Raw genomic sequence first — 24,875 nt, 5'->3', positions numbered from 1 at the left:
CGATTGCGCGCGGGGTCCTCCTTGAACCGATCGGCGACCGCGTACGGCGACGCGGCGATCAGGTCCCAGGTGCGGCGGTACACATCGGCGATCGCACGACGCTGTTGGGCGTCGGTGACCACGATGAAGCTCCAGTTCTGCACGTTGGCCGACGTCGGTGCTTGCACCGCGATCTCCAGGCATTCCCGGATCAGGCCGATGGGAACGGGTTTGGTCAGGTCGAGGCGTCTGCGCACCGAGCGGGTCGTGGTCAGCAGTTCGTCGGTGGATAGCTGGAGTTTCGCGTAATCGCTCATGCCGGCAGGACGGCGATGACTTCGACTTCCACCCGGATGTCGGGCCATACCAGCCCGTCGATGATGCTGAACATGCCGCCGGGTCGGTGGCGGATGAACTCTTTGCTCACCGCCAGGTAGGCGGACGCGTTGTCACGGCTGGTGACCCATTGGCGCATGTAGACAATGTCGGTGAGTTCGGCACCGGCCTTGCGGAGCGCGGTTTCGACATTGGTCCAGCATTGACGCGCCTCCTCGGTGAAGTCGTCGGGCAACGTGCCGTCTTCGCGTACCCCGGGTGTTCCGGAGACGAAAATTGTTGTGCCACCGCCGGATACGGTGACCGCGTCGGCGTAGTGCCCGATGTGATCGGCCACTCCGGTGTGGATGGGGGTAATGGTGGTCATCTGCAGACTCCTTCTGTGGTGTGAGGTTTGCGGCTAACTTGGTGAGTTCGTTTGCGTGATCACCACTCCGCTGGGCTCGTGGCCCGCGACGACGTGCGCGAGGGCGGCGGCGGCCTGATCGAGGCCGCAGGAACGCGGGGTCGGCATGCTCAATCGACCGGAGGCGAGTAGCGCGGTGAGGCGGCCGAGTTGGGCCCCGTCGGAGCGGACGTAAACCGCTGTCACGCTGATCCCCCGGGTCGATGCGGGTGGATCGGGGGTGATGGTGGCCAGCCGGCCGCCGTCGGCAAGCGCGGTCATCGCCGCGGCAGCACCGCCTGGGGCCGCGTTGGCGACGGCGTCGATGGAGTCCTTGGCCAACGCACGTGCGTGTCGGGGCCAGAGCGGATCGCGGTAGTCGATGACTTCGCGGGCGCCATGGCCGCGGACCCGGTCGGCGCTGCGCGGGCCGGCGGTCGCGAGCACCTCGGCCCCGCGCAGGGCGGCCATCTGGACGATCAGCCCACCGGTGATTCCGCCCGCGCCATGAACGAGCAACGTTTCTCCACCGCGCAGTGCCAACGCCTCGGCAACCACCTGCTCGGCGGTCAAGGCCGGCACCGGAAAGATCGCTGCGATCTCCCACGGAACCTCGGGCGGTTTGTGGGCGAGCGACCCGGCGGGTGCGATCAGCAACGGCGCCCACGTGCCTTGGTCGCGTAGCGGCACGGGGTGGCACAGCACCTCTTGATCTACGCTGAATCCGCTCGAGTGGCCACCGACGGCCTTGATGACCCCGGCGGCCTCGACGCCGAGCGCCAGCGGCGGCGGTGTTCCGACGTCCCAGCCGCCATAGCGAATGACGTTGTCCCAGTTGCCAACGCCGGCACTTCGAATGTCGACAAGAGCCTCGTCGGCCGCCAACGGTCGCGGGTCGTCCGCTTCGAACGTCACCACGTCGCCGCCGAGCGTACGGACCCCCGCTACCAGCATGGTCACAGTCGCACTACCGGCCACTCGTAGGTCATTGCCGTTCCTCTCAGGGATTCGCTCACGCGCTCTTCTGCGCTTGCCGCGCCTCGTTCTCCAGCAACGGGCCGAGCTCGGATTCTTGGGTCAGTAGCGGATCCCAAACCTGGTTGACCGTCGGATGTGGTGCGACGGCATGGCGTAGCAGACTGACCGGGACCTCCGCGAGGATGGCCAGTGTGGCTGCTTGAACCAGTTCGGAGAACTGCGGGCCCACGAATGTCGCGCCGAGAAGTGTGTTGGTCTCGGCGTCGATCACCAATTTTGCCCATCCTTGGAAGCCGTCCCGGTACAGGGCAAGGAACGACACCGCGCCGGGGTAACGGGCAGCCCTCGTCCGAACCGCGAACCCTTCTGCCCGGGCCTGACTTTCGGTGCGCCCCACCCAGGCCACTTGAGGCTCGGTGTAGATAACCTGCGCCACATTGCCGGCATCACGGGCGATCAACTCGTTGTCGGATAGTTCACGTCCCGCGGCCCGGGCCGCGATGATGTCGGCCACGACCCGGCCGTGGTAGGTGGAGATATGAGACAGCCGGGCACGCCCGGTGGTATCCCCGAGGGCGTAGAGCCAACCGCCCGAGACGCCGACCGCCTGGAGATGGTCGTTCACTGTGACGAAGCCGCCGCTTGGCAGGCCAAGGGATTCCAGTCCGATGGTGTCGGTGTTGGTGCGGCGTCCCGCGGCCAGGACGATTTCGTCTACCTCGATGGTCTGGTCGTGGAAAGTTGCCGTGACGCAGCCGCCCGGCACGGGCCGGCATACCGCCGACAACTCCGTCTCGAAGTGAATCGTCACGCCTTTGCTGCGCAGCGATTGCGTGACCAGCTCTCGAGCTTCGGGTTCGCAGCTGGCTAGCAGAGTGTTCTCACGCACCAGAAGCGTTACCGCTGAGCCTAACCCGCTCAGGATGGTCGCGAACTCGACAGCGACGGGGCCGCCACCCACCAGCAGCGCGCGAGGCGGCACCCGCGTCATGGTCGTCAGGTCCCGATTGGTCCACGGGCGTGCCTGCGCCAGCCCAGGTATCTCCGGCACGTTGGGACGAGTGCCGGTGGCCAGCACGACCGCGTGACGTGCGGTCAAGACGGCTTCGGTGGTGTCTCCCAGGGTGTAGGCCACCCGCACTGTTCGTTGGCCGCTCAACCGAGCGAACCCGTGAAACACCGCAACACCGGCTTGCCGCAGCGACTCTATTCGGTCTTGGTCCGACAGGTTCTCGATGATCGCGTCGCGCTTCTTGAAGACGGCCGCAACGTCCAACCTGCGGTCCGAAATCGCCTCTCGCACACCGGGAACCGCTTTTGCGAGGTTGAACACCTCGATCGGGCGGAGTAACGTTTTGCTCGGGTTGCAACCCCAGTAATGACATTCTCCGCCGACCAGACGATCCTCGACGAGCGCTACCGAAAGGCCCACGGATGCAAGCTTGCGCACGGCGGCCACACCGCCCACTCCGCCACCGATGACGATCACGTCGAAGTCTTTACTGGCTTTCATCTGCCCTCTTTTCCAAACCGACTCGACGGATTAGCCGTCGTGCGACGGTTTCGAGCGCCCGGAGTGAACGATGTCTCATCTTCAGGCGTTGTCGTTGGTGGTGAGCGGGCCGTCTCCGGTATCGAGCAGGAAAACCGCCAGTAATTCGGCGGGTTCGGTGGTGCTGGCGTTTTCGCTGATCGTGTGGTGCGCGCCAGGGGCTTCACTCCACGTCTCACCGGCGTGGTAGACGCGTGCCGGCTCACCTTCCACCTGACTGCGGATCGCTCCGGAGATCACGTACGCCATGATGAACGCCGATTTTGCGTGGTGGTGGGCTTCGCTTTTACCGCCGGGCGGATAGCTGACGGCCACCGCTTCCAGCGATTTACCGGGAACGTTGGTGGGTTGGCTGAAAACTGGTCGGATCACGGGGTTTTGATCCGAATTCTCCGGCACCGGCGCGGCATCGCTTGCGGGCGCGAGCATTACCGCAACCACCAGTGCGGCTAGTGCTATTTTCATGGCCATTTCGGCTGCCTCCGTTTTCAGTCTTCGGCGACGCGCAGGATCGTCTTGCCTGGGACGCGCTTCGCCGGAGCGAATGCGGCGGCTGCTTCGGCAAGCGGCAGCACTGCACCGACCACCGGCCGAAGGCGTCCATCGCGCACTCGCGCGGCGAGGGCGGCGAGCTGGGCGCGATCGGCCTCGACAAGGAAGAAAATTGCCCTTCCGTCTTGCGGCTGCGTCTTCGGCGGCTCAGCGATGGTGACGAGCGTTCCGCCGGCGCGCACCAGAGCGGCCGATCGGGCGAGAACCTCTCCGCCGATCACGTCGAACACCACGTCGACTTCGCCTGCGTCTTCGAGCTTTTCGTTCTCCAGGTCGATGAAGGCGTGGACGCCGAGCTCCGTCGCCCGGTCCCGGTCTGCGGTCCGGCCGGTACCGATGACGCGCGCACCGATCTCGCGAGCGAGCTGCACCGCGATCGACCCCACCCCGCCGGCGGCGCCGTGGACCAGAACCGTCTGCCCGGCGGCGAGGCGGCCGTGGTCGAACAAACCCTGCCAGGCCGCCAATCCCGAGATCGGCAGCGCCGCGGCCACAGTATGGTCGATGTCCATCGGCAGCGGTGCGAGATTACGGGCTTCCACGGCGGCGTACTCCGCCAGCGAGCCGTTGCGGGCCCAGTCGGCGAGGCCGAACACCCGCTGTCCAACGGTTAAAAGTGTGGTGCCGTAGCCCAATTCAACCACCACGCCCGACAGCTCGTGGCCGGGCACGCTCGGCGTCCGGTCGTGACCCGAGCGGTCGATCCACGTGTGCGGCCAGTCGAGCTCCCCCGGGGTGAAACCAGCGGCGTGGACCCGCACAACGACATCGTTGTCGGCCGCCTGAGGATAAGGCAGGTCCGTCAGCGACAGACCAGCGGTACCGGCGTCACGATCTGAAACAGTTATGGCTCGCATTACATGTCCTTCCTGATGTGGGTTGTTGTCGTCGGGTCAGCCGCGGGCTGCGGTTGTACGCTGACGAGCTCGAGGCCGAGATCACGGACCCGGTCCAGGAGTCCGTAAAGCTGTGACTGGTCGCGGATTTCGCCGGTGAACACGGTTTCGGTCGTACCGGCCTCGAGGCGCATCCCTTCGAATGCGAACCCGAGCCGCTCGGTCACGCGGCCTCGAATGCACATCCGGTACGTGGTCGGCTGCATTTGCCCTCCGCTCGCCAGCTGCTGAGTCAGCATTCACCGGCGCGGGGTGAGTCGTCATCACCCGGCGAGCTAATTCACCCGGGTGAACGCGAAGGCGTCACGGTAATCGTGATCGTGGGCCGGCCCTGAGGGGGCGCACCGCGGATGCCGCGCACCGCCATACTCGCCAACAGCATTTCGTCGAGCATGTTTTCGGGGCTCGTTGCGAGGACGGTCGGGATGGCACCCGGGAGCGCGTTCGGCCATGTCACCGCGACACTTCTGATGGTCGGCGTGGCCGCGGCCCAGTGTGGCGGTACCGATAGCGCGCCGATCGAGGATGCCCGGCCCAAACCCGCTGTCATTACAGGTGACGCACCGCTACCCGCCCCCGGCCCTGCCGAACCGACTGACGCGAGCCCGCCGGCCGCGGAGCCTGCCGGCGGCGCCCCCAAACGTTCCAGAATGGCGTCCATCTTGCTGGCACCTTCTGGGTCGTAGTGCATCGCGTACCCCAAGCCCGCATATGATCCGCCCGTGCCCGTCGACGTGATGGCCGTTGCCGCCGACGAAACGCCCAAGTTCACCGGGCTCAGGAAGCTGAGCAACTGCGAGAACGACGACAGTGACGGCGCGGTGGCCGGGGACAGCGCAAGCCCCTGAAGCGCGTTGGGCACCGCTGAGAGCAGTTGCGAGCCCGTCGACATGATGGCCCCGGCTGGATTTGTGGTGGGCGGAGGCGAGGTGAACGGCGGCACCGCCGAAGCGGCCGCGGATGCGCCGGCATACTCGTACATCGCGGCGGCATCTTGGGCCCACATTTCGCCGTACTCGGCTTCGGTGGCCGCGATGGCCGGCGCGTTTTGACCGAGGATGTTAGTCGCGATCAGCACCATCCGCTGCGCGCGGTTGGCCGCGACCACCGGCGGAGGGACCGTCATCGCAAATGCGGCCTGGTAGGCGGTCGCGGCGGCCCTGGCCCCGGTAGCCGCTTGCTCGCACAGCGCGGCAGTCGTCGTCAGCCACGAGACGTAGGGCGCGGCGGCGGCCGCCATCGACACCGATGCCAAACCCAGCCATGCCGCGCTGGTCAGGTCGGAGATCACCGACCCGTAGGCAGCGGCCGTGTAATGCAGGTCGGCGGCCATCCCGTCCCAGGCCGCCGAGGCAGCCAGTATCGACCCGCAGCCGGGACCGCAGTACATGCGGCCGGAGTTGACTTCTGGTGGCAGCGCCCCGAAATCCATCTTCGAAACTCCCAGCGCGCGTTTATTATCCGGTCGCTCCGCGGAGATAGCGGCTGATCTGGCGCAGTGAGCCGGTGGCTTCGGGGATCATCGGCCTGGGCGGCCGCGGGCTCATCATGTCGGCTCTCGGTTGAAAGTCGGCGCGCATGCCCCGCATAAGCGCGTCAGTTGCCGGTCGACGAAACTGGTTGATTCACTTGGCTTTTGGCTGGCTCCTCCGCACAGCGGTGCCCGCTGTGCGGCGATGGTAGCCGCCTGCCGATCACGGCGCTCCCAGACAGCCGCGCGTCCCCGCGCCATCGCCTGGCGGCGCCGGTTGGCGGCATGGATGATCAGTCCCGCCGTGACCAACGATCCCGCGCAAACGGCGGTGGCGACACCGAATTCGCTTAGCTGGCCATTAATCAACGTAAGGACCGCATAATCACCGGCCACCGCGGCCACAGACAGGATGGCAATTTGTAGTGGGGTCATGATGTCAGCCGCCCAGGTCCGATCGGGCGCACAGCAAAGACACTGCGCAGGTATCCCGTGGGACGCCCGCAGGTGGCGCACACCGGGCGGGTGCCGCATCGGGAAGCCATCTCGCGCCTGTCGCTCACGTAGGTCGCCATCGCCGATCGCACGATGGCCAAGCAGGCTTGGCAGAACGTCTCGACGAAGTCGCCGTCTGGGGTGAGCCCCATCCGGTCGCATCCGTCGACGGCGTGGATCTCGGCGACCGCCACCGCCGGCGCACCGCAGGTGGTGCCGGTCGACACCCGCTCGGCACTGCAGATGGGCTGCAGCGCGTGAAGTTGATCCTCGATCGCCGAGACCGGGTCCATCGCGGTATCTCCCTTCCGATGGGACCAACGCCGGGCGAAGGCGGCATCGAGCACTCGATCCAGCAGCCGTGGCGTTCGTGCGGCGCCGGAGCCGATTTCGGCCGGCGATCGTTGAAATTGACGAGGCGTCATCTGGTTTCTCCCGTTTGTGGCGATGGCGTTCGGTGGTGCTCAACGCAGCCAGGTCGTCCACGTCATCGCGAGGCGTTGCTCACTTGTGCGGCGCCCACGCGGATCCGAAAACGCGTTCGGCTCCACGTACCGTCCGCTCGTCAGTTGTTAAGCCAGCATTAATCGGCGCGCGACGTTTGGTCATCGCCCCCGCGACTGATTCACCCGGGTGATTTGCCGAGTGTTTCGAGCTGCTCGCGCGCACTCGGTTTGCTCTTGCGGCAGCGGCGATCAGGGGATGAAGCGCCGAATGGCGGTTCACCAGGTGGGGCAGGAACACGCTTACACTGATTGCCAGCGCTAGCGGTGGCGAGAACTGTGGATCACATAACTTGGAAGTCGTCCGCCCGCCTACTTCACGTCGGTGGGGGGCGGTTCGCGTGAGCACCGCGAGGGCGTCGGGGAATCCGCGCACACCGCCGATTCGCGGGCGGACGGGCGAGCTAAAGGTGATCGGCACGCTGATCGCGGCGCTCACTCAGGGGCGCGGCGGCGTACTGGTCATCGAGGGGCCGCCCGGCATCGGAAAGAGCCGCTTGCTGACCGAGGTCGTGGCGCTCGCCGAGAAGGCCGGTGTGCGGGCACTATTCGGCGAGGCCTTCGAGTACCAGCAGACGGTGCCATTTTTCTCGCTGTTCATGGCGACCCTGCGCGCGGATCCCCCCGTCGGTGATGCGGAGGCTTTGCGCCGCTTGGGCACGTCGGCCGATCTCCGCTACTGGGTGGTGCGCGATTTACAAGCCGCCATTCATGCGGCCGCATCCCGAAAACCGTTGGTGATCCTCCTCGAAGACATCCATTGGGCCGATAACGCCACGCTGCTGGCGCTGCGGTCGCTGGCAGCGACGAGGCCCGATGCCCCGGTGCTGTGGGTGCTCACCGCCCGAACCGGCGCCGGCGGCCCGGCGGTTCGCGAGACGCTGACCGCGCTGGAACGCGATGACGCCACGTTTCTGCGGTTGACGGCCATGTCACCGAGCGCGGTCGCCGACATTGTGCAGGACGCCGTGCGTGCCAGGGCCGAGGCGTCGCTGCTCAGTCTCGCCGATAAGGCACACGGCAACCCGTTCCTGCTGACGGAGCTGTTGCGAGGCCTGGACGAGGAGGGCCGGCTCGACGTCAGCGGCGGCCGCGCGGTCGCCACCGGAGATGCACTGCCACGACGACTGGGCGACACCATGCAGCAACGACTCGACCAGCTCTCCGACATCGCGAGCCGAGTCGTGCGAGTAGCCGCCGTGCTGCCCGACCGGTTCTCGGCCCGCCTGCTCGCCGCGATGCTGGAACACCGACCGGCCGCCCTGGTCTCGGCGGTAGAAGAGGCAGTCCGCTCCGACTTCCTCATTGAGGAGGGCGAACACCTGAAGTTTCGTCACGACCTGCTGCGCGAAGCGACGCGGCAGTCGTTGCCCCAGTCGTTGCGCCGAGCGATGGAGCGGCAATCGGCAACCGTCATGTTGGACGTGGGGGCGGCGCCCGAGGAGGTGGCAACCCAGCTCGCCCGCAGCGCTGAGGTTGGCGATCAGGCCGCGATCGCCGCACTGCGCGAAGCCGCACAGTCGGTGGCTAATAGCGATCCGGGCGCAGCGTCGGATCTGAGCACGCGCGCCTTGGAACTTATGCCACCCCAAGACTCGGGACGTGGACCGCTCGTGACGGAAACGATCGTGCTGCTCAATCGGGCCACCCGCTACGAGGAGGCGCAACGGTTGGCCAGCTCCACCCTGTCCGCCACGCTGCAGCCCGAAGAACAGGCCAAGATCCTCCTGCGGCTTCGGACGGCAATCACAGATACGACCGCGCGACACATCGAAGTGAACCGCCGCGCGCTTCAGTTGCCCGGCCTCAGCGAAGTCACCCAGGCACGACATCGGGGGTGGCTGGCGTACAACCTGACGATGCACGGCCAACACGGACAAGACAGCGCGGCAGCCGACGAGGCGGCGGCCGCCGCCGCATCGACCGGCGATCTCGAGTCGAGGATCCTTTCGGGAGTTGCACTCGCCTACCTCGACTGTGCGAACGGGTACGCGGGCCGCGCCCTGCACCGCGTTGAGCAACTCCAGGCCCTGCCCCCCGCGGGCGATATGACTACCCATAACCTCGCCCGATGCCACCTGGCAAACCTGCTTGCCGTGGCCGGACGGCTGGAAGATGCGGCCACGCTGGTCGCGAACGGCACAGAAACATCCCAGAAGGAACGCGACGGCATGGCGCTCCACATCTGGGCCCTGATGGCGGGGGTGGTGCAGGCGGCCGCGGGCCGGCTGTCGGCCGCCCGCGCTACCACCGAGCGGTTGCCGAAGCCGGAGCGACCGGGGTCGACGTTTGTGAACGCGATGCGCATGTTCACCCTGGCGGAGGTAGCGGCGCGCACCGACGACCGAACCTTGTTGTTAGAGACCATGAATGAGGCGCGCGATGCTTACTCCAACGGTTCACCCGCCGTACGACGCGGGGCGGCGTGCGCGCTAGGACTGGCGGCGTGGCAACGCGACGATGTTCATGAAGCGGTTCGCTGGCTCGGCGACGACATCTCGCTACTCATGACACCGTTCTTGCCGGCCGTCTTGGACCAGCTGACCTTGACCGCGCGGGTCGCGTCAGCCGCCGGTGATGCCGGCTTGCGCGCGCGCCTGCTGGACGCCATTGCCGTGCTCGGACGCGACTCGGCGGTTCCGTTGTTCTGCACCGTCGCTCAACACATCCGCGGCATTCTCGAGCGTGATGCCCGGGCATTAGTGGTTGCCGCCGAGTTACTCCACTCCTCTTCGCGGCCGCTTCTTTACGCCAGCGCCGCCGAGGACGCCGGCGCCGAACTGGCTCGCGCACAACACCACACCGCAGCAATCGACCAACTGAACGCCGCATTCGACACCTACATCGACTGCGCAGCAACCGCCGATGCCCGCCGAGTCGGCCGCGCGCTACGCCGACTGGGCGTCGAACGCCGCATCGTCAACCACCCACGGGCAAAAACCGGCTGGGACAGCCTCACCGACTCCGAACTCACCGTCGTCCACCTCATCGCCCAAGGCGCAACCAACCGCTCCGTCGCACAGCAACTGCACCTGTCCCCCCACACCGTCAAAACCCACCTACGCAACGCCTTCACCAAACTCGGCATCACATCCCGCACCCAATTGACCCAGCTCATCCACGGCGCCGACTGACCTACAGCAAATCGCTAGGCGACCGTGCGCGGCCTACAATGACGTGCACTGCAACGGCAATCCGCTAAATAAACCGTAGACAGGACACCCGATGGGTCCTTCCACCGGCCTATTTGACGTCGGCGGCCAGCGCTTGGTCACCCCGCCGATTCGAGGGCGGGCAGACGAGCTGAAACTGATCGGCTCGCTAGTTACCGCGGTCGCCCAAGGGCGCGGTGGCGTGCTGGTCATCGAAGGCCCGCCCGGCATCGGGAAGAGTCGGTTGCTGACCGAGGTGTTGGTGCTGGCCGACAAAGCCGGGGTACGGACGCTGTTCGGTGAGGCGTTCGAGTACCAGCAGACGGTGCCGTTTTTCTCGCTGTTCATGGCCACGCTCAACGCCGATCCCCCGGTGGGCGACGCCGAGGCGTTGCGCCGGCTGGGCGGCTCCGCCGACCTCCGCTACTGGGTGGTGCACGATCTGGCCGACGCGATTCATGCCGCGGCCGCACAAACACCGCTGGCGATCGTGTTGGAGGACGTTCACTGGGCCGATAACGGCACGCTGTTGGCGCTGCGGTCGCTCACCACCGCGCGGCCCGACGCGTCAGTGCTCTGGGTCTTGACTGCCCGCACCGGGGCCGGGGGACCCGCGGTGCAAGAGACGTTATCGGTCCTGCAGCGCGCAAATGCCACATTTTTGCGATTGGGGGCCATGACGCCGGAGGCGGTCGCCGACATGGTCTGCGACGCCGTGCGGGCGAAAGCCGATGTGTCGCTGCTGACTCTGGCCGCCAAGGCGCACGGAAATCCGTTCTTGGTCAGCGAGCTCGTCGGGGGGCTGGGCGAGGAGGACCGACTGAACGTTACCGGCGGGCGCGTGGGGGCCACCGGTAACGAGCTTCCACGGCGTCTGGGCGCCAGTATGCATCAACGACTCGAACTGCTCTCCGATGGCGCTTCAGAGGCGGTCCGGGTGGCCGCGGTGCTGCCGGACCGGTTCTCGGCCGGCCTGCTGGCCGCGATGCTGGAGCGATCGCCGACGTCGCTGCTGTCGGCGCTCGAGGAGGCGGTGCGCGCGGATCTTTTCGTCGAAGACGGTGACCAATTGCGATTTCGGCACGACTTGCTGCGCGAGGCAACCCGACAGTCGTTGCCGCAATCGTTACGGCGGGCGATGGAGCGCCAGTCGGCGTCGGTCATGCTGGCGATGGGCGCCGCGCCGGCCGAGGTGGCTGCCCAACTGGCACGCAGCGCCGAGCCCGGAGACCGGGAGGCGATCGAGGCGCTGCGCCGAGCTGCGCAATCGGTCGGCCGCGGCGATGCGAGCGCGGCCGCCGACCTGAGCAAGCGCGCGTTGGAGCTGTTGCCCGGCGACGACGCCGAGCGTGGATCACTGGTCGCGGAAACGGTGGGGTGGCTCAACCGGGCCAGTCGCTATGGCGAGGCCGAAGAAATGGCCGACATGGCGCTCGCGGAGGCGGCGTCGCCTGAAGTGGAGGCCGAGATCCGTCTCCGGCTTCCGGTGCACACCAAGCACACTGACCAGCGGCGGGTGGAGGAGAATCGGCGGGCGCTCGAGTTGCCCGGGCTCAGCGAGGTCACCCGGGCACGGCATCTGGCGTGGCTGGCGTACAACCTGGTGTTCGACGAAGGTGGGCAACGGCGGGAGGCCGCCGACGAGGCGGCCTCGGCCGCGGCAGTAACCGGTGATCTCGAGGCCACGATCATGGCAGGCGTGACCCACGCTTTGCTCGATGCCGGTGAGGGATACGCGGCCCGAGCACTACGCCGTTTCGAAGAGCTTGGTCCGCTCGCCCACACGAATGAAACGGCGTTGGCGCACGCCTATGCCGGAATGTACAACGCAAACCTGCTGGCAGTGGTCGGCCGGTTGGACGACGCGACGGCCCAGGTCACCGACGGCATAGAGCAAGCCAGCCGGGAGGGCAACGCGATGGCCCTCTCTCTGTGGGCCGTCTTCAGTGGGCTCGTGCACCTCGCTGCGGGCCGGCTGTCGGCCGCCCGCGACGCGACGGAATGCCTTGCGCCACCACAGCGGACGGGGGCCACCGAGCACGACGTGCTTCGCACGGTGATTCTCGCCGAGGTGGCGGCGCACACCGATGACCGGAACTTGCTGCAACAGATGGTCAATGACGCGCACGAAGCCCACTCCGCCGGCTCCGCCGGCATACGTCGGGGATCGGCGTATGTGCTCGCGCGGGCGGCGTGGCAGCGCGACGACATTCATGATGCGATGCGCTGGCTCGGCGACGTCATCCTGCTGGCGACACCGTTTTTCCCCCACGCATTGGTTCGACTGATCCTGGGTGCGCGGGTGGCTTCGGCCGCCGGTGATGCCGGTTTGCGCGCGCGGGTCCTGCAAGCCACCGAGGTGCTTGAACGTGAGCGGCCTGCGGTGCCGCTGTTCGCGGCGGTGGCCGGCTATGCCCGCGCGATCCTCGAACACGATACCCGGGCGTTGGTGGCCGTCGCGGAGTCGCTTCGCGCCTTGCCGCGCCCGCTTCTTTACGCCAGCGCCGCCGAGGACGCCGGCGTCGAACTGGCTCGCGCACAACACCACACCGCAGCAATCGACCAACTGAACGCCGCATTCGACACCTACATCGACTGCGCAGCAACCGCCGATGCCCGCCGAGTCGGCCGCGCGCTACGCCGACTGGGCGTCGAACGCCGCATCGTCAACCACCCACGGGCAAAAACCGGCTGGGACAGCCTCACCGACTCCGAACTCACCGTCGTCCACCTCATCGCCCAAGGCGCAACCAACCGCTCCGTCGCACAGCAACTGCACCTGTCCCCCCACACCGTCAAAACCCACCTACGCAACGCCTTCACCAAACTCGGCATCACCTCCCGCACCCAATTGACCCAGCTCATCCACGGCGCCGACTGACCGGTCCGTCAAAAACCATGGCCACTAGGCATACACCACCCCGGAGCTAAAGATCACCCGCCGGGCGATGGCGACGGCCGTACCCGCGGTGCCAACGTAGTCATTGCGCTTCGGATCGCCACGACTCACGAACGAACCGGCACCGGAGCGCAAATGCGCAGAGGGTTGAGAAGACGATGATGAGCACACTGTTGGGAATCTTGATGATGATGCCGGTGGTTTTCGGCGTCGGTGGTTACGTATTGGTGTCCCGACGACCATGAGAACGCCGACGACTGGCGGCGGGCGGGCGGCTGTGTGATCTGTTGCGGGAGCTGACGTTTCGGCGAGCCAAGAGGGAGAAGTGCGGTGAGTGGGCACAGCGTGAGCGCGGCTCACGAGACGACCATTGAGCCCTTGACACGACGGGCGTCCGCCCGCCCAAACGGGCACCGCCGACATGCGCCCGCGGCATTTCCGGACAACGCCCCTGATCCAATAGAATTGCCGCGATTAGCGAGCGGAACGAGTCCGGGCGGCCTCGCAAGGGCACACTGGGATGCCGAGGCGGTTACGTCCACTACGGACGCATCGACGCCGACTTTTGCCGCCCGCCTGCTGGATTCAACAGATTCGCGGAGTTCGGACATGAGCGGCTCGGCTGGGCGCAGCGACAACGCCATTGGAGAAGCCACTGCGCGAGCAGTCCTGCTCGCCACCAAGCTGCACGTCCCCGCCATTGGGGCGCAGCTCGTTCACCGTGGCGCCCTGCTGGACGCTCTAACGGCCGGACGTCGCCGCAAGCTGACCCTGCTGAGTGCGCCGGCGGGCTGGGGCAAGACCACATTGCTTGCGCAGTGGGCGTCGGGTGCGGGCGAGGACGAGCGGTTCGCGTGGCTGTCGCTTGACTCCTCCGATAACGACCCGGTGTGGTTTTGGATGTACGCGGTCGCTGCGCTGCAAAAGGTCAGTCCTGGCACGGGGATTCGCGCGGTTGAACTGCTAGCGATGGGCGCCGACCCAGTGCAGGTCGTCCTCCCTACCCTGCTGAACGATCTGGACACGATCGCCAACCCGGTCGTACTCATTCTTGATGACTACCATCAGGTGGTAGGTCGAGCGGTACATGAGCAGCTTGCGTTCTTCATCAGCCGCATGCCGGCGAACCTGCACCTGGTGTTGGCAACCCGATCCGATCCGATGTTGCCGTTGGCTCGGCTGAGGGCCAGCGGTGAGCTTGCCGAGGTGCGAACCGATGATTTACGTTTCGGGCCGATTGAGGCGCACCATCTGCTGAACGATGTCATCGGATTGGGATTGGCCCCCAACGACATTCATCTGTTGCACCAGCGCACCGAAGGATGGGCCGCCGGTCTTTACCTTGCCGCCCTCTCGCTTGCCGGTCGTGCCGATACCGCCGCGTTCATCAAGACGTTCGCAGGCGACAACCGTCATATCGTCGACTACTTGATGGCCGAGGTGCTCGACGGCCAGCCGGCGGACCTCCGCGGCTTTTTGTTACGCACGTCGGTCCTGGGACGACTCAGCGGTGCGCTCTGCGACGCGGTGCTGCAAACCTCCGGCTCGGCCTCGGTCTTGCAGAAGATCGAGCGCGAGAACCTGTTTGTGGTGCCGCTGGACACGTCGCGTCACTGGTATCGCTATCACCAGTTGTTCGCAGAGTTGCTGCGCACCGAGCTACGCCGCGCCGAGCCCGATCTCGTCGCCGAACTGCACCGCCGAGCCGCGACGTGGTTCGAGGCCGAGGGGCTCGTCGATGAGGCGGTGCGGCACCTGCTCGCTGCCGGCGACATCGCCCGCAGTGTCGAGCTGATCGCGGCGGACTGGGCCGACGAGTTCAGCGGGGGCGGCGTATCGACCATCTCCGGCTACCTCGATCTGCTTCCCGAGGAGACCGTCTTACGGGATCCGCGGCTGAGCGTGGCCCGGGCCTGGATCGCCTTGAGCGTCGGCCAACTCGATGACGCCGCCGAGTGGATCGAGGCGGCCGAGACTCGATCCGCGACCGACACCCCAGAGGGCCAGGCCATCAGTTCTCAAGTTGTCCTGTTGCGCGCGATTCACTCGTTCAAGACGGCTGACGTCGCCGCGGCCCTCGAGACCGCCGCCCGGGCGATCACCCTCGATTTCGGCGAAGCGCCGCTGGGCCAATCGCGCGCCTATTGCATTTATGGTTCCGCGCTGTACTTTTCGGACAACATGTCCGAGGCGCAAGCCGCCTTCCAGCGGGCCGTGCAGCTCGCCGAGAAGGTGGGCGATCGCCGCGCCCGCATCTACGCGTTGGGCTATCTGGCGCTGATCTCGGCCGAACGTGGACAACTGGCAGACGCCGAACGCCAGATCCGCGAGGCTTCGGGTGGCTCCCAAAACCTGGCGGACGCGCAACACTTCGTGGACGGGGCGGTGTCGCTTGCCGCGGCCCAAGTCCTCCGTCAGCGCGGTGACACCACCGCGGCGGCGGCCGCCGCCGACATGGCGGTGATGTCGGCCCGCCAAGGCGGAGCGATCCTCGAGGTGGCCAAGGCACAGTCGGTCAGAGCGGAGATACTCGAGAAACTCGGCGACCAACGGGCCGCGCAGGCCATCCTCGAAGAGGTCGGCACCCTGGTGCGCGATTGCCCGGACGCGGGCATCGTCTCGACGCTGCTCGCCTCTGCCGAGCGGAGCACGGGCGTCGCAGCTGATTCGCGCAACCAGAGGCGCGCGCTCTGCGACGAGCTGACCCCAAAGGAGCTTGAGGTTCTTCGCCTGCTCGCCACCCGGTTATCGCGACGTGAAATCGGTGAGCGGCTTTACGTCTCGCTCAACACCGTGAAGACCCATCAGCGCGCAGTGTACCGCAAGCTGGGCGTTGAGCACCGCGGCGCGGCGGTGAGCCGGGCGCGAGAACTCGGCCTGTTGTAGTTCGCTAGCGGTGATCCTCACCCGGGTGAGCCAGCGGTCGGGGTGATGACAACTCACCCCACGCGGGGGCAGCCTTCGAGCAATGACCAGGCCGCTGCCCGGTGCGAGCGGACAACGCTAGGAACGGGAATGGTTGAGCATCGTCACGTCGAATGGGACCCCGACACCCGGCGGGTCAGGACGGCCCGGTTGGCGTTGCGGCCATGGCGGCTCGACGACGATCTCGCCGCGTATGCGATTTACGGTGCGCCCGAAGTGGCGCGTTGGCTGTGTCCGGCCTTGTCCCCCATCGTCGATGGGGCCGAAATGCGACGCGTTCTGGCGGCGTGGATCGCCGAAAGCGATCCGAGCAGGCTGCCGGTGGGCCGGTGGGCGATCACCGATGGGGACTCCGGCGAGGTGATCGGGGGCGTGGCCCTGCTTCCGCTGCCGCCGGGCGGCACGGATTTAGAAATCGGTTGGCAGCTGTCGCCGAAGGCCTGGGGACACGGGTACGGCGCGGAAGCGGGTCACGCGATCGCACACCAGGCATTCGAAAACCTCGGTGTTACTGAGGTCTTTGCGGTCGTGCGACCCAACAATCGCCGCGGTGTGGCTACCGCCCGACGGGTGGGAATGGACTGGGTCGGCGAGACCGACAAGTACTACAACCTGACGCTTCAGGTCTACCGTTTGACGAAGGCCGACCTGGACCTGCCGGAGCCGGCGTGCGCGGGATGAACCCGGCGCGTCACGTCACGGCCGAGAGACTGTGTCACGTAACGGATTACTGCCCCTCGCCCGGGTGAATTTCCTCGGCGGATGAGGACAACTCACCCGCCGCGCGCAGATAGTGGTCGCTGATCTGAGCTGCAACCGAAACCGCCCGGATGCCCGGCAGCGGCCACGCAATGAAACGCGTACACACAGAACGGAAAACACATGTCACAGAGTGAGGCCACCGCCGTGATGACTGACCGGCCAGAAAAGCCTCGAACGACCGACATCGCGCCACTCGTCGCACGATATGGCCTGGTGATAGTTCTGGTCTGGTTCGGCCTCATGAAATTCACGTCTTATGAGTCCCAGGGGATTTCGCATTGGGTGGCCAACAGCCCCTTCTTGAGTTGGGTCTACGAAAGCATGTCGATCGATGCCTTCGGCCGATTGAACGGATCCGTGGAACTGGTCACCGCAGCATTGCTGGCCGTCAAGCCATGGTGGCCCAAGGCTTCCGTGGTGGGTGGTGCTCTCGCATCGCTGTTCTTCCTGACCACATTGAGTTTCATGGTCACGACCCCCGGGGTCGGTGAGGCGTCCGCTGGTGGCTTTCCCGTTTTGTCCGCCGACGGAGAGTTCTTGATGAAGGACATCGCGCTCTTCGGCCTGGCACTGTGGCTCCTGGTCGACGCCATCGACGCGACCCGCCGAAAGACGACAGTCGCCCCGCCGCACTGACATTCCGCGCCGACGGGGTGGCCTACAACGAGAAGCCGGCGCGCCCGGGTGCGTTCAGCGCTGAACCGACCGTAGCCAGGAGGCTGCGAACTTGCCCACCCCGTCGTGTTCGAGCACCGCGAACACGTTGGGCAGATCGATATCGATCGCGCTCAGCCGATCCAACACTTCCTGGGCCTGTGCCGACTTGCCAGTGATGGTGTCACCCTTGATGACGCCGTGGTCGGCCAGCGCCTCCAATGTCGCCGCCGGAATAGTGCTGACCGTATTCGGCGCCACCAGCTCGGTGACGTACATCGTGTCGGGATACGCGGGGTTCTTCACACCGGTGGAGGCCCACAGCGGACGCTGCACACGAGCGCCCGCGGCGCGCAACGCGGTGTAGCGCGGCTCGGCTTCAAAGACCTGCTGGTAGGCCGCATAGGCCAACCGCGCGTTGGCGATGCCTGCTTGCCCGCGGAGTGCGAGTGCCTCCGCGGTGCCGATTTTCTCCAGACGCGCGTCGACCTCGGTGTCTACCCGGGAGACGAAAAGCGAAGCTACCGAATGGATCCGGGATAGATCAGCGCCCGCGCAGCGTGCGGCCTCCATACCGGTCAGGTACGCGTCCATCACCGCCCGGTGACGATCCGCAGAGAAGATCAACGTCACGTTGACCGAGACACCTCTGGCCAATGCCGCGGTGATTGCCGGCAACCCCGCCGCGGTCGCCGGTATCTTGATGAATACGTTAGGTCGGTCGACGATTTCGGCCAGTTGGATTGCTTGCATGAGTGTTCGATCGCAGTTGTGCGCATCCAGTGGATTGACTTCGAGGGACACCCTGCCATCGATACCGTCGGAGGCCTCCCACTGCGGGTGCAGCACATCGCAGGCCGCTCGGACGTCATCGGTGATCACCGTGCGGACCGCGACGTCCATCGCGACGCCACGCGCGGTCAGCTCGGCGATCTGCTCGCCGTAGAGGTTGCTGTGGGCAAGCGCCCGCTCAAATGTCGACGGGTTGGTGATCACGCCGACAACGCTTCTGGTGTCGATCAGTTGCCGCAGCCTGCCCGATCGCAGTAGGTCGCGGGACAAGTCATCCAGCCACACCGACACCCCCGCTGCCGATAGTGCCGCGAGGTTCGCGTTCTGAGTCATCCCGTCGTCGAGCCCATGTCGTTATTACATCGCCTTGACATGTGCCGCCGTGCCGGATGGGTAGCGCTGCAAGTAGTTCTGGTGCTCGGGTTCGGCTTCCCAAAACTCGCCTGCCGGGTTCACCTCGGTGACAACCGTTCCGAGCCACCGGCCTGATTCCTCGACGTCTGCGATGGTCTGCACTGCGATTTGTTTTTGCTCGTCGTCCAGATAAAAAATTGCCGACCGATAACTGGTTCCGACGCCAATGCCCTGACGGTCCGTCGTGGTCGGGTCGTGAATCTGGAAGAAGAAGTCCAGCAGTGCCCGGTAATCGGTCTCGTCCGGGTCGTAGGTGATTTCGAGCGCTTCTGCGTGGCCGGGGTGATTGCGGTAGGTGGGATGCGTGTTGCCGCCGCCGGTGTAGCCGACTCGGGTGGACGACACACCGGGCTGCCTTTGGAACAGGTCCTCCATAATCCAGAAGCACCCGCCGGCGAGCACAGCTATCTTGTGTTCAGTCACGGTTCCTGCTCATGCCGACTTGGTCTCGCTCCGATGCATCTTTGGTGAACAAGTGCAGATATTGGCCATAGCCCTGGGCTTCGAGGTCATCGCGGTGGATGAATCGCAGGGCCGCCGAGTTGATGCAGTACCGCAACCCGCCAGCTTCCGTTGGACCGTCGGTGAATACGTGCCCTAAGTGGCTGTCGGCGTGGACAGACCGCACCTCCACCCGATCCATGAAATGGCTGCGGTCGCGCCGCTCGATAAGGTTGTCCGGGTCGATGGGCTGGGTGAAGCTGGGCCAGCCATTTCCGCTGTCGAATTTGTTCACCGAGGCGAAAAGGGGTTCGCCCGAAACAATGTCAACGTAGATGCCGGGTTCATGGTTGTCGCAGTACTCTCCGGTGAAAGGACGCTCCGTGCCGTTCTCCTGGGTGACGTGGTATTGCTCGGGGCTCAACGCGTCGACCGCTGCCGGGCGCTTGCTGTATCTGTGCGACACAGGATCTCCTTCGTTCGTGCGTTGTGTTGTTGCGCTTGACATTTCGATCCGGTGTCGTGCTAGTTGCGGCCGGCCATGATGCCGCCGTCGACGTTGAGAATCGCGCCGGTTACCCAACTGGCCGCATCGGAGAGCAGATACGTGACGGCGTTGGCGACGTCGGCGGGGGCGCCGACCCGTCCGAGCGGGTGAAGCGGCGCGAAAGTGTCAAGCGTGGCATCGATCTCGTCCTTCGGGATGAAGCCCTCGTAGAGCGGGGTCTTGACGACGGCCGGTGCCACCGCGTTGACCCGAATGTTGTGCCCGGCAAGCTCGATGGCCAGATTATGGGTCAGCGCGTGCAGGCCGGCCTTTTGCATCGAGTATCCCGACGACGGGGTCAGGCCGATCGCCTGATGTGCCCACATGCTGCCGATGTTGACGATGGCCCCGCCCTCACCCTTGGCGATCATCCCCTCGACGACGGTCTGCGTCAGGAAGAACAAGGCGTAGTTGAGCTCCATGTACGAGTCGTAAGTCGGTGCGTCGTAGTCGAGAAACGCCTTGGGAATGAAGAAGCCGGCCGCGTTGACCAACAGCGTCGCGTCGCCGTGCTGTTCGGCGAGCGCGCGCCGCACGTCGGCGACCGCGGCGCGATCGGTCAGCTCGGCGGTGATGCCCCAGGCCTCGTCACCGCGGCTGGTCAGCTCGGTGACGGTGTCATCGACCCGCGCCTTCGAACGTCCGATGATCACTGCGCTGCCGCCGTGCTCGACGACGTCGATCGCGACCTGCCGGCCCATGCCGGCGCTGCCACCGACGACAACGACCTTCTTGGAAACAAAGTGCATGGTGAGTCCCTCTCCGCTGAGCTCTCTCGACGACTTCCGCTGGGCGATTTCCGCCTTGCCCGGCAAGGAAAGTTGCAGCCTTGGCGACGACACCGGACGCCGATACGTCGACGTTGAACTGGGACCAAGTCTGCTGTCCGGCGGGGTGAGCCGTCATCACCCCAGCGGTGTCTCACCCGGGTGAGTTCTGGCGGGACGCCGGGACCGGCTGCCGGCAGCCGGCGCCCAGTGTCTATCACACCCAGGGCGGCGGCGCCTTCACTGCATAATCTGCCAGCGCTGCACTGAGATGCCAACGCGCAGTGAGGATTCGGCGCAGCTATTAAGTGCTGAGAGCTGGCCGTGCGGCGCCGGCACCAAACGGCATGCCGCTCACCGACAACCGCCTTGATCCCGCGCGCAAGGAGTGTTGGTCCCGCGTCGAGGCGTCGTCACCCTGCATTGCCCGGAGAGGCCGGGCTCGTGGGACTCGTTGTGGTCGTAGAACTCGTCGGGGTCGTCGAGCTCGTAGGCCGCACAGAGCTGGTAGGAGTCGTCGGGCTCGTAGGAGTCGTGGAACTGGTAGGAGTCGTGGGAGTCGTCGGGCTCGTAGGCGTCGCCGGACTCGTCGGAGTCGTAGGAGTCGTGCTCGCAAGACCCGGACCCTCGCCACACCAGTCCGCCACATCTTTCGGGTACTGCTCGATCGGTGGAGGGCAACGCTGCCCCGGCGGGAAATTGGCACCGGCGTTGAGCAGATCGCAGGGCACGTAGACCTGCTTGCCCTTGGGAGTGTTGGTCAGACACTTCGTCGGCGGCTCGCCATGGGCCTGGACCGGAATGACGGCCGCCGCCAACACCGCGCCGAGCGCCAAAGCAAGGCGGCGATAGGTCATGGGAGCTCCTCATCTTGATGCGGCCTCCGGCGTGCACAACTCCGCGTCGCCGGCGTATGACGATTAAAGCCGCTCACCCGGCCCATGATCCAACCCGAGGTCGCATGACCTAGCTGCGGCGCGTAGCGAATCCCCGCGTTGAACAGCACATTCTGTAGTGGAGCTGCCGGGAATCGAACCCGGGTCCTACGGCATTCCCTCAAGACTTCTCCGTGCGCAGTTCGCTATGTCTCTACTCGGATCTCCTGGTCACGCGAACAAGCCAGGATGACGATCCCAGTCGCTGTTGGTGTCCCGATAAGTCCCGCGACCGGACTCATCGGTGGATCCCTCTAGCTGACGCCAGGGTCCGGGTCGAGGGCTTTCCCGGTCTGACGGACTAGCTGTCGCTTAGGCAGCGAGAGCGTAGTCGCGCTGATGTGAATCGGCGCTTATCTGTTTGCAACGACGCTTACGGTGGTCAGTTGCCTGCACCGGCACGCTTCCCTTGATTCGATGCGCGAAGTCGAAACCTTTCAGCCCCTCGCACCCCACCGACTTTCGGCAGGAACATCCATGGTACCTGCCTATCAACCAGCGGCAACGGGATTATCTTCCCCGCTGCGCTGCGATCAGATCACGAAGTTGAGGTGCTCGACGACCTGGGCGGCCACGGCTCTGTCGCCGTCGAGGTCGACGTCGTGGGGACGGGCGGGACACATCGGGCGGCCGCCGGCGAGCCTGGTGAACTGCAGCCCGTCCAGGCGGATCGTCGCCGTCGGTGGTTGGCCGCCGAAGTCGTCGACCACCGCGGCCCGGCCGTCCACGCTGACCCGGATGGTGCGGGCCAGCGGGCCGGTGAGGTCGAACTGGATGCGTGAGCCCTCGGGCGCCTTGGCCAGCTTTCCCACCACGTAACCCATCGTCGCGGCGATCTCGTCGACGGCCAGCGAGGCCGCCGGGCCGGCCAGCTCGTCATCGGACGGCGGGCGCCCCAACGCCACGCGAATGTCTTCTTCGTGCATCCAGCAGTCGAACACCCGGATCCGCATGAACCGGCCGTAGGAATCCGGGCCGGTGGGAGTCATCGTCACCGCGTCCCACTCGTCGTCGGACATGGTCGTCAGCGCTTCGCGCCGGTCGGTGGTGATCGCCCGGAAGCTTTCCAGTACATCGGCGTCGGCGTGCGCGCTCAGATGGCGGACCCAGCACTCGTTCATCACGCCGACGTCGTTGCGCACGTGCTTCAACGCGGAGACGTCGACATCGGGCTGGGGCGCTGCGATGCCGGCAAGGAACGACTCGGTGCCGATCATGTGCGACACCAGGGCCTTGACGTCCCAACCCGGCAGCGGGCTGGCCGCCCGCCATTGCGCTTCGGAGAGCCCGCCCAACAGCGCATCGATGGCGTCCCACACCGCGAAGAGACCGGTGAGCACGGTGGACTTGTCGAGTTTGGTGACGGGGCGATCGGCCATGGTCGGATCGTAGGCCGCTTACTTTCCGATGAAGAGACCGATTCGGATAATGACAAGGGCACTGACTGCCAGCAGCCCGCCGACCGCGATCCACCCGGCGGGCCACGGACAAAACGTGACCCATGCCCCGGCGATGACGGCCATTCCCGCATGGGCGAGACGAAGCGCGAAGAAGTGCTGCTCGCGCAGGACGGCAACGAACACCCGGCGCGGGATCGCGCGAAGCAGCCACCACAACACGGCGATCAAAACCCCGCTGAGCAGGCCGACACCGACGCGCGCCAACGCGTTCGGATGGCCCTCGTCGTAGGCCCCGGCGGTGATAGCGAGGCACACGCTCAACAGCCCCGCGCCAACGGTCACGAGGGTGAGCACCTTTCGGAGAACGACCCCGATATTGCGCCGACTCAACGCCCCGTAGCCAGGATCGCTTCCGGCGGCACCGAGAAAACCCTGAAGGGCGCGTCCAAACTTGAAGCGCCCCAGTCGGTGAACCGCCAAATCGTTGAGGGCCTCGGCGTTCGCGGGATCCAGCTGCAGCGCCGCTCGATACGAAACCTCGGACTCATCCCGTCGGCCCATGGCATGCAGAATCGAACCGCGCCGGATGTGCGCGTCGACGCTTTGCGGATCCAGCCGTAGCGCGCGCTCGATGACATCCAGCGCCGAGCGCAACTGCCACGCCTTCTGCAATAGCAATGCGTAAAGGCGCAGTGGCGCAGGCTCATTCGGGTGTGATGTGACCGCTCGCCAAGCCATCCACAGGCCGTCATACTGACGACCAAGGTTGAATAGCGCCAGCGCATACAGTCGCATCGCGAACTCGGAGTCGGGTGCGCCGGCCAAGGCGGCGTATGCGCTGCGCGCCGCGCCCGAATAGTTGCCGACCGCGAGTTCGGCGCGGGCGTAGGACGCAAGGAGGGCGGGATCGTTGGGGCTTTGCGAGAGCGACCGGCTCAGGATCTCGCGTGCGCTTTCGTATTTTCTGGCGTCGATATAGGCGTCTGCGACTCGGATGACCTCGTCGTTTCGCCCTAATCCAGGCTCCGAAGTCACCGAAGATTACCGGATCTTTTTGCGGCGCATGTACTTCGCCAGTTCGTCGTAGGTTCCGTCGCCGTTGGCGAATTCGACGACGTTGCGGGCGGTCTCAAACCAGGGTCCGGTGCTGGGCCGGATCTGCGCGATGGCGGTGTCGATGTCGGCCATGGTGACCGGACGGACCTGACCGCTGCGCATCGAATCGGCCATGGCCAACTGGGTTGCGGTCTCGCACACGTAGGCCAGGTCGGCGCCAGAAAAGCCATCGGTGCGGTTGGCCATCGACTTGAGGTCTATGCCCGCGACGGGCCGGTCTTGCAGATGCGACCGCACGATCCCGGCCCTGGCCCCGGTGTCGGGCAAGCCGACAAAGATCATCCGGTCGAATCGGCCGGGGCGGCGTAGCGCGGGATCGACGTCCCATGGTGCGTTGGTGGCGCCCAGCACATAGACACCGTCGTTGACGGAGCTGGCTGAGTCCATCTCCTCGAGCAAGGTGTTGACCACCGGCCGCAAACCCGAGCTGCCGCTCAGCGCGGAGCGCCGGTGTCCCAACGCATCAACTTCGTCGAAGAACAACACGCAGGGCGCGTTGCGCCGGGCCGTGTCGAAGACGGCGCGGATGCTGCGTTCGCTGTTGCCGAACCACTGGTGCAGGACGTCGGCGATGCCCACCTGGTAGAAGTTCGCCCCCAACTCACCCGAGACGGCTTTGGCGATGAATGTCTTGCCGCAACCCGGTGGTCCGTACAGCAACAACCCGCCGCGCGCGGACACCTTGAACGCCTTCATCAGCTCGGGATTGCGGATCGGGCCGAGCAACGACAGGTCCAGCTGTCGTTTGACTTCATCCATGCCCGCGACATCATCCAACCGGACACGAACGCGCTGCACTACGTCGAAGTCGTCTTCGTTGACCGCGTCAGGGGGTTGCTCGACGAAGGCGGGCTCGATGATGTCGGCGACTTCCTGTTCGGCGCTCGACCAGTCGAAGTTTTCGTTTCCAGCAGGCTGATTTGC

23 protein-coding genes and 1 other RNA gene are annotated in these 24,875 nt (G+C 65.8%); 5 read left to right on the top strand and 19 right to left on the bottom strand.

Annotation, left to right across the window (positions count from 1 at the left end; genetic code table 11):
* The 10 genes from A9W96_RS29775 to A9W96_RS29735 form a co-directional block, all read right to left on the bottom strand.
* Nucleotides 1–296, bottom strand: a 296-nt coding sequence (locus tag A9W96_RS29775; RefSeq protein ID WP_197499702.1) for a nitroreductase family protein, incomplete at its 3' end; no start/stop codon positions are given.
* On the bottom strand, nt 293–682 hold the full coding sequence (locus tag A9W96_RS29770; RefSeq protein ID WP_066865053.1) for a RidA family protein: 390 nt from the start codon (nt 680–682) through the stop codon (nt 293–295). The genes A9W96_RS29770 and A9W96_RS29775, both read right to left, overlap by 4 nt.
* A gap of 33 nt (nt 683–715) precedes the next feature.
* Nucleotides 716–1,654 (bottom strand): NADP-dependent oxidoreductase, encoded by a 939-nt coding sequence (locus A9W96_RS29765; protein ID WP_231999960.1) that lies wholly within the window; start codon nt 1,652–1,654, stop codon nt 716–718.
* A 58-nt stretch (nt 1,655–1,712) separates the two neighbouring features.
* On the bottom strand, nt 1,713–3,191 hold the full coding sequence (locus tag A9W96_RS29760) for an NAD(P)/FAD-dependent oxidoreductase (protein ID WP_067144731.1): 1,479 nt from the start codon (nt 3,189–3,191) through the stop codon (nt 1,713–1,715).
* Nucleotides 3,192–3,272: 81 nt separating this feature from the next.
* Complete coding sequence (locus tag A9W96_RS29755; RefSeq protein WP_066865062.1) at nt 3,273–3,701, bottom strand: cupin domain-containing protein; 429 nt, start codon at nt 3,699–3,701, stop codon at nt 3,273–3,275.
* A gap of 17 nt (nt 3,702–3,718) precedes the next feature.
* Nucleotides 3,719–4,639 (bottom strand): NADP-dependent oxidoreductase, encoded by a 921-nt coding sequence (locus A9W96_RS29750; protein WP_067144729.1) that lies wholly within the window; start codon nt 4,637–4,639, stop codon nt 3,719–3,721.
* Entirely contained in the window at nt 4,639–4,884 is a 246-nt protein-coding gene (locus A9W96_RS29745) for a hypothetical protein (protein WP_156748953.1), read from the bottom strand. Before A9W96_RS29745 ends, A9W96_RS29750 begins: the two co-directional genes overlap by 1 nt.
* 74 nt (nt 4,885–4,958) lie before the next feature.
* Entirely contained in the window at nt 4,959–6,110 is a 1,152-nt protein-coding gene (locus tag A9W96_RS29740) for a PPE family protein (protein WP_067144726.1), read from the bottom strand.
* Nucleotides 6,111–6,224: 114 nt separating this feature from the next.
* Complete coding sequence (locus A9W96_RS31945) at nt 6,225–6,584, bottom strand: hypothetical protein (protein ID WP_156748950.1); 360 nt, start codon at nt 6,582–6,584, stop codon at nt 6,225–6,227.
* Entirely contained in the window at nt 6,581–6,937 is a 357-nt protein-coding gene (locus A9W96_RS29735; RefSeq protein ID WP_231997793.1) for a phosphoenolpyruvate carboxylase, read from the bottom strand. The genes A9W96_RS31945 and A9W96_RS29735 overlap by 4 nt, the downstream gene beginning before the upstream one ends.
* Nucleotides 6,938–7,488: 551 nt before the next feature.
* On the opposite strand from A9W96_RS29735, the gene A9W96_RS29730 reads away from it, so the two are divergent.
* From A9W96_RS29730 to A9W96_RS29710, 5 genes are all read left to right on the top strand, one after another.
* Nucleotides 7,489–10,281, top strand: coding sequence for an AAA family ATPase (locus tag A9W96_RS29730; RefSeq protein ID WP_066879217.1), 2,793 nt, complete (start codon nt 7,489–7,491; stop codon nt 10,279–10,281).
* 91 nt (nt 10,282–10,372) lie between these two features.
* Nucleotides 10,373–13,180 carry an AAA family ATPase gene (locus A9W96_RS29725; protein WP_067144722.1) on the top strand — a complete coding sequence of 936 codons (2,808 nt, stop codon included), beginning with the start codon at nt 10,373–10,375 and terminating at the stop codon, nt 13,178–13,180.
* 627 nt (nt 13,181–13,807) lie between these two features.
* Nucleotides 13,808–16,084 carry a LuxR C-terminal-related transcriptional regulator gene (locus A9W96_RS29720; protein ID WP_066879222.1) on the top strand — a complete coding sequence of 759 codons (2,277 nt, stop codon included), beginning with the start codon at nt 13,808–13,810 and terminating at the stop codon, nt 16,082–16,084.
* Nucleotides 16,085–16,213: 129 nt separating this feature from the next.
* Nucleotides 16,214–16,804: a GNAT family N-acetyltransferase gene (locus A9W96_RS29715; protein WP_066879225.1), complete on the top strand. Its 591-nt coding sequence runs from the start codon at nt 16,214–16,216 to the stop codon at nt 16,802–16,804.
* A gap of 201 nt (nt 16,805–17,005) precedes the next feature.
* Nucleotides 17,006–17,521, top strand: a complete 516-nt coding sequence (locus tag A9W96_RS29710; protein ID WP_067144720.1) for a YkgB family protein — start codon at nt 17,006–17,008, stop codon at nt 17,519–17,521.
* 54 nt (nt 17,522–17,575) lie between these two features.
* Here the strand turns inward: A9W96_RS29710 and tal are convergent, their stop codons facing one another.
* The 9 genes from tal to A9W96_RS29665 all read right to left on the bottom strand — a co-directional run.
* Entirely contained in the window at nt 17,576–18,664 is a 1,089-nt protein-coding gene (gene tal, locus A9W96_RS29705; protein WP_067144718.1) for a transaldolase, read from the bottom strand.
* A 24-nt stretch (nt 18,665–18,688) separates the two neighbouring features.
* Nucleotides 18,689–19,168: a peptide-methionine (S)-S-oxide reductase MsrA gene (msrA, locus tag A9W96_RS29700; protein ID WP_066879234.1), complete on the bottom strand. Its 480-nt coding sequence runs from the start codon at nt 19,166–19,168 to the stop codon at nt 18,689–18,691.
* Entirely contained in the window at nt 19,161–19,652 is a 492-nt protein-coding gene (gene msrB, locus A9W96_RS29695) for a peptide-methionine (R)-S-oxide reductase MsrB (RefSeq protein ID WP_067144716.1), read from the bottom strand. The genes msrA and msrB overlap by 8 nt, the downstream gene beginning before the upstream one ends.
* 59 nt (nt 19,653–19,711) lie before the next feature.
* On the bottom strand, nt 19,712–20,482 hold the full coding sequence (locus tag A9W96_RS29690) for an SDR family NAD(P)-dependent oxidoreductase (protein WP_066879240.1): 771 nt from the start codon (nt 20,480–20,482) through the stop codon (nt 19,712–19,714).
* A gap of 372 nt (nt 20,483–20,854) precedes the next feature.
* Nucleotides 20,855–21,136: a hypothetical protein gene (locus tag A9W96_RS31940; RefSeq protein ID WP_067144714.1), complete on the bottom strand. Its 282-nt coding sequence runs from the start codon at nt 21,134–21,136 to the stop codon at nt 20,855–20,857.
* Between the two features lie 376 nt (nt 21,137–21,512).
* Nucleotides 21,513–21,880: a transfer-messenger RNA gene (gene ssrA, locus A9W96_RS29680) on the bottom strand.
* 88 nt (nt 21,881–21,968) lie between these two features.
* The gene (locus A9W96_RS29675) at nt 21,969–22,814 is read right to left on the bottom strand and encodes a maleylpyruvate isomerase family mycothiol-dependent enzyme (RefSeq protein ID WP_067144712.1); all 846 of its coding nucleotides are present in this window, start codon (nt 22,812–22,814) and stop codon (nt 21,969–21,971) included.
* Nucleotides 22,815–22,832: 18 nt separating this feature from the next.
* Nucleotides 22,833–23,870, bottom strand: a complete 1,038-nt coding sequence (locus tag A9W96_RS29670) for a tetratricopeptide repeat protein (RefSeq protein WP_067144710.1) — start codon at nt 23,868–23,870, stop codon at nt 22,833–22,835.
* Between the two features lie 6 nt (nt 23,871–23,876).
* Nucleotides 23,877–24,875: 26S protease regulatory subunit (locus A9W96_RS29665; protein WP_067144708.1), on the bottom strand; the 999-nt coding region annotated here is incomplete at its 5' end.

The sequence above is a fragment of the Mycobacterium sp. 1245852.3 genome (assembly GCF_001669335.1).
Classification (GTDB): domain Bacteria; phylum Actinomycetota; class Actinomycetes; order Mycobacteriales; family Mycobacteriaceae; genus Mycobacterium; species Mycobacterium europaeum_A.
The sequence above is the reverse complement of the archived record's forward strand: the minus strand, read 5'-3'. Positions and strand labels throughout refer to the sequence as shown.

Coding starts and splice junctions, on each gene's coding strand:
- A9W96_RS29770 (WP_066865053.1), bottom strand. CDS start 682: ATGACCACCATTACCCCCATCCACACCGGAGTGGCCGATCACATCGGG.
- A9W96_RS29765 (WP_231999960.1), bottom strand. CDS start 1,654: ATGCTGGTAGCGGGGGTCCGTACGCTCGGCGGCGACGTGGTGACGTTC.
- A9W96_RS29760 (WP_067144731.1), bottom strand. CDS start 3,191: ATGAAAGCCAGTAAAGACTTCGACGTGATCGTCATCGGTGGCGGAGTG.
- A9W96_RS29755 (WP_066865062.1), bottom strand. CDS start 3,701: ATGGCCATGAAAATAGCACTAGCCGCACTGGTGGTTGCGGTAATGCTC.
- A9W96_RS29750 (WP_067144729.1), bottom strand. CDS start 4,639: ATGCGAGCCATAACTGTTTCAGATCGTGACGCCGGTACCGCTGGTCTG.
- A9W96_RS29745 (WP_156748953.1), bottom strand. CDS start 4,884: ATGCAGCCGACCACGTACCGGATGTGCATTCGAGGCCGCGTGACCGAG.
- A9W96_RS29740 (WP_067144726.1), bottom strand. CDS start 6,110: ATGGATTTCGGGGCGCTGCCACCAGAAGTCAACTCCGGCCGCATGTAC.
- A9W96_RS31945 (WP_156748950.1), bottom strand. CDS start 6,584: ATGACCCCACTACAAATTGCCATCCTGTCTGTGGCCGCGGTGGCCGGT.
- A9W96_RS29735 (WP_231997793.1), bottom strand. CDS start 6,937: ATGGACCCGGTCTCGGCGATCGAGGATCAACTTCACGCGCTGCAGCCC.
- A9W96_RS29725 (WP_067144722.1), top strand. CDS start 10,373: ATGGGTCCTTCCACCGGCCTATTTGACGTCGGCGGCCAGCGCTTGGTC.
- A9W96_RS29720 (WP_066879222.1), top strand. CDS start 13,808: ATGAGCGGCTCGGCTGGGCGCAGCGACAACGCCATTGGAGAAGCCACT.
- A9W96_RS29715 (WP_066879225.1), top strand. CDS start 16,214: ATGGTTGAGCATCGTCACGTCGAATGGGACCCCGACACCCGGCGGGTC.
- A9W96_RS29710 (WP_067144720.1), top strand. CDS start 17,006: ATGTCACAGAGTGAGGCCACCGCCGTGATGACTGACCGGCCAGAAAAG.
- tal (WP_067144718.1), bottom strand. CDS start 18,664: ATGACTCAGAACGCGAACCTCGCGGCACTATCGGCAGCGGGGGTGTCG.
- A9W96_RS29690 (WP_066879240.1), bottom strand. CDS start 20,482: ATGCACTTTGTTTCCAAGAAGGTCGTTGTCGTCGGTGGCAGCGCCGGC.
- A9W96_RS29675 (WP_067144712.1), bottom strand. CDS start 22,814: ATGGCCGATCGCCCCGTCACCAAACTCGACAAGTCCACCGTGCTCACC.